The organism is Pseudoduganella sp. RAF53_2, assembly GCF_052113985.1.
Classification (GTDB): domain Bacteria; phylum Pseudomonadota; class Gammaproteobacteria; order Burkholderiales; family Burkholderiaceae_D; genus Rugamonas.
The window spans coordinates 1-6,886 of sequence record NZ_JBFRDW010000304.1; the positions used below are offsets into that span (position 1 = coordinate 1).

General features: G+C 61.9%; 9 protein-coding genes. 3 read left to right on the top strand and 6 right to left on the bottom strand.

The window, feature by feature from the left end:
* On the top strand, window positions 1-669 hold a 669-nt coding region (locus AB4Z11_RS18200; protein WP_442026669.1), incomplete at its 5' end, for a PEP-CTERM sorting domain-containing protein.
* 59 nt (window positions 670-728) lie between these two features.
* Here AB4Z11_RS18200 and AB4Z11_RS18205 read toward each other — a convergent pair.
* From AB4Z11_RS18205 to AB4Z11_RS18215, 3 genes are all read right to left on the bottom strand, one after another.
* Entirely contained in the window at window positions 729-1,136 is a 408-nt protein-coding gene (locus tag AB4Z11_RS18205; protein ID WP_442026670.1) for an ACT domain-containing protein, read from the bottom strand.
* 90 nt (window positions 1,137-1,226) lie between these two features.
* The gene (locus tag AB4Z11_RS18210; RefSeq protein ID WP_442026671.1) at window positions 1,227-1,934 is read right to left on the bottom strand and encodes a DNA-binding protein; all 708 of its coding nucleotides are present in this window, start codon (window positions 1,932-1,934) and stop codon (window positions 1,227-1,229) included.
* A 90-nt stretch (window positions 1,935-2,024) separates the two neighbouring features.
* Entirely contained in the window at window positions 2,025-2,936 is a 912-nt protein-coding gene (locus AB4Z11_RS18215) for a LysR substrate-binding domain-containing protein (RefSeq protein WP_442026672.1), read from the bottom strand.
* Between the two features lie 127 nt (window positions 2,937-3,063).
* On the opposite strand from AB4Z11_RS18215, the gene AB4Z11_RS18220 reads away from it, so the two are divergent.
* Window positions 3,064-3,825 (top strand): SDR family oxidoreductase, encoded by a 762-nt coding sequence (locus tag AB4Z11_RS18220; RefSeq protein WP_442026674.1) that lies wholly within the window; start codon window positions 3,064-3,066, stop codon window positions 3,823-3,825.
* Window positions 3,826-3,840: 15 nt separating this feature from the next.
* Window positions 3,841-4,194, top strand: coding sequence for a nuclear transport factor 2 family protein (locus AB4Z11_RS18225; RefSeq protein ID WP_442026675.1), 354 nt, complete (start codon window positions 3,841-3,843; stop codon window positions 4,192-4,194).
* Window positions 4,195-4,211: 17 nt separating this feature from the next.
* Here the strand turns inward: AB4Z11_RS18225 and AB4Z11_RS18230 are convergent, their stop codons facing one another.
* The 3 genes from AB4Z11_RS18230 to AB4Z11_RS18240 form a co-directional block, all read right to left on the bottom strand.
* Complete coding sequence (locus AB4Z11_RS18230; protein WP_442026676.1) at window positions 4,212-4,535, bottom strand: hypothetical protein; 324 nt, start codon at window positions 4,533-4,535, stop codon at window positions 4,212-4,214.
* 3 nt (window positions 4,536-4,538) lie between these two features.
* A complete protein-coding gene (locus tag AB4Z11_RS18235; protein WP_442026677.1) occupies window positions 4,539-5,024 on the bottom strand; it encodes a hypothetical protein in 486 nt (161 codons plus the stop codon).
* 10 nt (window positions 5,025-5,034) lie between these two features.
* The coding region (locus AB4Z11_RS18240; RefSeq protein WP_442026679.1) for a thiamine pyrophosphate-binding protein at window positions 5,035-6,886 on the bottom strand (1,852 nt) is incomplete at its 5' end.

The window sequence follows — 6,886 nt, forward strand, 5'->3', positions numbered from 1 at the left end:
GTGTTGGGATGGTGGTTGGCAGTGTTCTGCGGCGCAGCGCGCGCCGATGTATCGACAATTGAGTTCACGGGGTTCAGCTTGACGAACTTCCGGCAAACGATCGACGGCGTGCCCTTCGCCAATGAGATGACCATCTTCTACGGCGGCCCGGACGGTGGCGCCCTGAGGCTCACTAACGTCACCGATGCCACGCGTTTGGTCCAGGCCGGGACCACGCACATGACACGCACCTACACTCTGGATTTCGATATGCAGCCGGTTGAAGGCTACACGGTGTGGGGGCCATGGTTTAACAGCGGCGCAATCGGTTCGCGCTCCGGCAAGGGAACTAACTTCCTATCGGCGCAGATGCTGGTGGACCCGATGCCTCCTGAACAGCAGTACGAAAAAGTCTCGTATCGGGACTTCACGGAGGACGATGGCGGCGGGCTGGATGTCGGCTTGATCGGCCGCTTTGCCGTGGGCTCCGGCCGTAGCGCCCACGTTCATGTGGATGCCTACTTCCTGACCGATATAGACGACCCGGCGGATTCCGCTATGGTCGCCTTGCAAAATCCCGACATCAGCTTCCACTCTCAACCGCCGTCTGTGCCGGAGCCGGGCGCGTGGATGCTGATGCTGTCCGGGCTGACGCTGGTTTGCTACAGGCGGCGGGGGACGAAGACGTAGCCGCCTTCACGCAGCGGTCGGCGCTGCGCCAGTTTTCGTTTGGCCCATGCCGGCAACCGTCATGTACGGACGGTGTGGCCGGCGCCTCGCAAGGCCACTGCGGCGGCGGCAACGCGGTCCTGCTTCACTAGAACGTAATCGGTATCGAAGGTCGAGACGACGAAAATACTGATGCCCGCTTTCGCCAGCGGCGTGGCGACCGAGGCCAGGATGCCGGTTAATCCAAAGTCCAGCGGCCCATCAATTTTCAACGCCCGCCAGCCCATCTCCGCCTTCATGCCTGCGGGGACGGCGTTCTCGTCGCAGACGATGGACAGCTCATCCTGCGTACGCGAAATGGAACAGAACTCCATCTTGCCCAGCGCCCACTGCGGAATATCCGCGTCCACAGCCAGCCGCGCCACCGCAAGCGTGGACTTGCCAAGCGAGAGATTCATTTTCGGCGTCAAGCTGCTGGCTGCGTGCATGGCGGAGCTCCAACTGGAAACGATCATGCAAGCATATCACTTGCTTGAGCGTAGCCCGATGACAGCTTATCGCCCTCAAGAAGGAGGACGTTACTTGGCACGGAGGCGCTCGACTTCGGCGCGCAAAGAAGTGCGTTCGGTGCGGGCGTTTTCGAGCTGGGCGCGGGCTTCCTGGAGCTCAGAGGCGAGGGTGTCGCGGGCGGTGATGGCGCCGACCAGTTCCATTTGCGCGGCGAGGCGGGCGTCGGAATCGTTGGCGGCGGTGGCGACGTAGCGCTCCAGCTGGTTGCGCAGGTCGGCGATTTGCGCGTCCTTGCCTTCGATCGCCAGCTGGTCTTTGGCTTTGCCGACCAGGGCGTCAGCGGCGACCTGGCGCGCGTTGCGCAGCTCGGCCTGCAGGCGCGTGATCTGTTCGTCGAGTTCTTCGCGCTCGGCCCTGGCGGTGGCGACCTGGCCTTGCAGCTCGTCGCGTTCGGATTCGAGTTCTTCGCCAGCCTTCAGCAAGGCGTCCATATCGTCTTCCGACTGCGCCAGTGCGTCGCGCGCGGAGCCGCCGGCTTGTTCGGCATACTGCTGCGCCCAACGGCCCAACTCGGCCAGCAGCGCGTCCGGCAGGACGGCCTTCGGAGGCTCAACGGGTTTCACGTTGCTGGCGCGCCAGGCCTGAAGATGTTTGGTGATGGCACCGACCGAGCCGCCGCCCAGTGCTTCGTGAACTGCTTCGATGGAGACTGCTTGACCGTTGCTTTGCAGCGTGGAGGCCGCGGCTGTCACGTCTTCGAATGTGACCGTTTTCATAAGAGGCGAGGTGGGATGTTGTTTCCAGAGATCAACATCATACCCAAGTTGGCTGGCGCCGGGCAATATCGAACCAGCACTCCCGTGAACTTAGGGCGACATTTGAGCAAATCCCGCAACGAGTGCATCCAGCAATTGTCGCACGGCCGGCACCATGCCTCGCCGCGTCGGGAATATCGCATGAACAAGCGCTGTTCTGGATGACAAGTTCGGCAGCACGCGCTGCAGCCGGCCGGTCCGCAATTCCTCCTCCACCAGATCCCGCGGCAGCATGGCCACGCCCAGGCCCAGCGTCGCAGCCTTCCGCAGACTGGTCATATCGTCAGTCGCCAGGCGTGGCCGGTGTTGCAGCAAGACGACCTGTCCCTGCTCATCGACCAGATGCCAGGTGTATTTTTCGCTCGCGTTGGAATTGGCGATTGTTGGCCACTCCTTCAAGGAGTCGATCGATGCCGGTGCGGCATGCCGTTTTATCAAAGTTGGACTGGCGACCAGAATCAAGGTCGATAGCCCCAGCTGGCGGACCGCGAGATCGGTATCTTCAAGCGGCGGTTGGCGCACGCGGATCGCAAAATCCAGCCCTTCCTCGATCACATCGGCGCGGCGATTGGTCGCATCGACCAGCACCTGCACCTGCGGGTGATCGGCCAGATAGCGCGCAATGATCTCGGCGACGCCCGAATTCAGCAATCCAACGGGACAACTGATGCGCACTGTGCCCTGAGGTTCCGTGCGGGTCTGATCCACGATTTCCTTGGCGGCCCTGGCTTCCGCCACCAGCGCCAGGCAATGCTGCTGGAACTGCCGTCCGGTTTCGGTCAGCGACAGACGGCGGCTGGTGCGATTCAGCAGGCGGACCCCAAGTTCCTCCTCCAGCGCGCGAACGCGGCGGCTCAGTTTTGAGGTCTGCAAGCCCAGAGCGCGGGCGGCGGCGGTAAAGCTGCCGCGCTCAACCACTTCGGAGAACAGGCGGAGGTCATTCAGGTCTGAGATTTGGTCCATTCGATCATTCTATTGGAAGCAATGATTCATTGCAAAACAGGAGATATGCAGGGGATCGTTGTCTCAATAAGATGGGAACCACTGAGCAACAACTTAAACCAAAAACTTTTCAATTAAGGAGCTTGTCATGTCTAAATCCAATCGTCTCGAAGGCAAAGTAGCACTGGTTACCGGTGGCACCAGCGGCATCGGCCTGGCTTCGGCGCAGGCACTCGCCAGCGAAGGCGCGACCGTGTTCATCACCGGCCGCCGCCCGGCCGAACTCGATGCGGCCGTGAAGGCCATCGGCAATGGCGCAGTTGGCATCCGCAGCGATGTCACCAAACTGGATGAGCTGGACCAGCTCTTCGCGCAAATCAAAGAGGCTGCCGGCCGTCTGGACGTGGTGCACGTCAACGCCGGCGGCGGTACCATGGCGCCGATGGGCCAGATCAGCGAAGAGCACTTCGACGACACCTTCGACCGCAACGTCAAAGGCGTGGTGTTCACCGTGCAGAAAGCCTTGCCGCTGCTGACGCAAGGCGCCTCGATCATCCTGACCGGCTCCACGGCCGGCGCGAAAGGCACGGCAGCGTTCAGCGTCTACAGCGCGTCGAAAGCGGCAGTGCGCAACTTCGCCCGCAGCTGGCTGCTGGATCTGAAAGACCGCGGCATCCGCATCAACGTGGTGAGCCCTGGTCCGATCCGCACCACCGGCCTGGCCGAACTGGCCGGTGAAAGCAAGGAAGCGCAAGCGGGACTGCTGGATTACCTGGCTTCGCAAGTTCCCGTGGGACGCCTGGGTGAACCGGAAGAAGTGGGCAAGGCCGTGGTGTTCCTGGCGTCGTCCGAATCCAGCTTCGTCAACGGCGCAGAACTGTTCGTTGATGGCGGCGTGGCGCAAATCTGATCAGGGAGAATGCTCATGGCTGACCATATTCACGAGCTGCTGCACCGTAATCTGCAGGAAGTGTTTGGCGAGGGCGACGCAACGCGCCGGCGCGCGGCAATCAACGAGCTCTTTACGGAAGATTGCGAACTGTATGTGCCGCCGGGCGTCATCGTTGGACGCGAAGCGCTCGATAAATTTGCAGGAGATTTGCGCGCAACGCACCCGCATTTCGCGTACACCGGGATCGGTGAACCGCAGTCGCTGCACAACGCGGGCCGGCTGGCCTGGGCATCCGGCCCGCGGGGAGGAGAGCCGGAATACACCGGCGTGGATGTGATCACTACGCGCGACGGCAAGATCGCCGCGCTGTATGTCTTCCTTGATTGAGCGGGCAGGGCGGGAAGTTACTCGGACTTCTCGCCCAGTACCGTGTACAGGTACTCCACGATTTTCTTGCCGCGCTCAGTATCCGGGCTTTCGCCCAGCATCTTCTGATAAATCTTGCGTGCCGTCTTTTCGTTGAAAGTCTGCGTGACCACTACGTTCGGCGAATGGCACTTCGAGCAGGTTTCCTTTACCAGCATCGCATTCGGGCCAGGAGGGAAGGGCGATGGATCGCCCGTTTCCGCTGGCGCCGCAGGCGTTTGCTCGGCGCTGAAGACCGTATGGCTGAATTGCGCCGTACCTAATGCCAGCAGGGCAGCGAGGATGTATTTGGTCCGTTTCATGGTCTACTCCATATTCATCTGGAAGTTCTCCGACATATAGTCTGCCCAGTATTCGTTCATGAACAGGAAGAACTCGTGAGTGAGGTTGATGATCTTGCGGGTGCAGTATTCGTAATCGTCGTCGCGCTCCGCTTCCAGCGCCAGCGACAGCGTGCCGCCGCGCAGGCGCACGGCAGCGTGTGCGCGGGCAGGATCGACGCGGCGGTGTTCCGGCACGTCAGCGTCGGCGCGGCCTTTGAGCCAGGCCTTGATCTCCTTGTGCATCATCGAATTGGCTTCGACATTGGGCAGCAGATCAACCAGCGACAGGCGCCGCGCCTTGGGCTCGCAGCCCAGCGTGAAAGGCTGGCCGTACAGCCAGCCGAAGTGGAAGTCCACGCCGTTCTTGCGCGGCTCCACGCGGAAGTCCTGGAACACGCCGCGGCTGGCGTAGTCCCGCAGGACCGCGCCAATCGCTGGTGGCGCATCGACGGTGAAAAGGTCGTCCATGCACTGCGCCTTAGTGGTAGTACGAAGTCACGCCAGGTTCCACTTTGCCCAGGAAGCCCGGTGGATATTTCTCGCGCTGCCAGAACTCGCGCTTGCCCTGCACGTTCAGCACCACCGGCATGCTGGTTTCGGAAGCCAGCTTGTACGCCTTCTTCAATGCAGGCGTGAACTCTTCCGGCTTGGTGATGTACATGCCGTGGCCGCCCAGTGCTTCCGCCATTTTGTCGTAGCGGATCTTTTCCTGGAACAGGTGCATCGGCAGCACTTTCGGTTCGTCGTCCTGCAGATACCAGGTGCCCCAGGCATTGTTGTTGTAGACGATGATGATGGCCGGGATGCGGAACTTGGCCAGCGTCTCCACTTCCATGCCGGAGTAGCCGAAGGAAGCGTCGCCCATGATGGTGATGGTCGGATGGCCTTTGTACTTGGCCTGTGCGCCAATGCCTTCCTTGACCGCCACGCCGGCGCCCACGGCATAACCCACGTCCGCGCCAACGGTGCCGAACTGGTACTGGCCGTTCATGATCTGCGCAGGACGATACGCGCGCAGCCAGCGGCGGGTGTAGCGCGCCACGCCGAAGCCACCGGAACCGACCAGGGTCTGCTCTTTCGGGATGTTGCCTTTGTAGAGGAAGTCGGACAGCTCTTTCGCGATGACGGCTGGGTGCACGGCGTCCTTGTAGGCCAGCACCTGCTTGTACATCTCTTCGTTTTCCGCTTCGAACTTCTTGCGGGCCTTGTCGATTTCGGCCAGCCATTCGTCATGCTTCATGGCTGGCGCTTCGCGCGTCAGCACTTCCAGTGCGGCTTTCTCATCGCTGACGATACCCACTTCGATCGGCAGGTTGCGGCCAATGTCTTCTGCCGCCGGGTCGATGCGGATATAGCGTGCATCAGGACCGAAGGCATATTCGCCAACGTTCGGCATGCAGTATTGGCCGACCAGCATGACCACGTCGGCGCTGGCCAGCGCATCTGGACCGGTGGTGGCGGACAGCGGGTGATCGTCCGGGAACTGGCCGCGCATGGCGCCCGACTCCACCACCGGGATCTGAGTCTTCTCGGCGAACTGGCGCAGGGCGTCCCAGGCCTTGGAGTAGAACACGCCGGTGCTCGACACGATGATCGGGCGCTTCGCCTGTTGCAGCAGGGCGATTGCCTTGGCTACGTGGGTTGGCGATGGATTCGGCTTGGCGTCGGTGCGGTACAGGCTCTTGTCGAAGTTGTAGGCGATGTCGCCTGGTTTGGTGATCTTGCCGTCGGCTGCTTCAGCGGCGAAGTCCAGGTGCACCGGGCTTGGGATGCCGGTCTTCAGCTGGCGGAAGGCGTAGGCCGCGTATTCGTGATTGCGGCGCGCGTTCACCAGGCGCTTCTGCCACTTGACCAGGTGCGCAGTGACGGACTGCTGCTCCATCAGCTGGATCGCAGCCTCGGTGTCCTCTTCACGCACGCTCTTGTTCGACGACATGAACAGTACAGGCGTACGCGCAGCCTTGGCGTTGGCCAGGCCGGAAATCAGGTTGGTAAAGCCCGGACCTTCGGTACCGGAAGTTGCGGATACTTCGCCCGTCACGCGCGTGAACGCGTCCGCCGCGTGGGACATGGAACGCTCGTCGCGGCCCGTATAAGTCGGGATGCCGATAGCCGCCAGCGCGTGGGTCACCGTGTAGTTACCTGGGCAGCAGAACAACGCAGCCAGGCCTTCAGACTGGCAGGCCTTGGCGAACAGCGTAGCGCCGTTCATCGGCAGCTTGGGCATTTCACCAGGCGTCTTGGCCGCGATGCCGAAAGCGTCAGGCAGCGGCAGGGGCTTGCCTTCGGAGTCCTTCACCGCCGCAGCAGCTTGCGACACAACGCCTGCC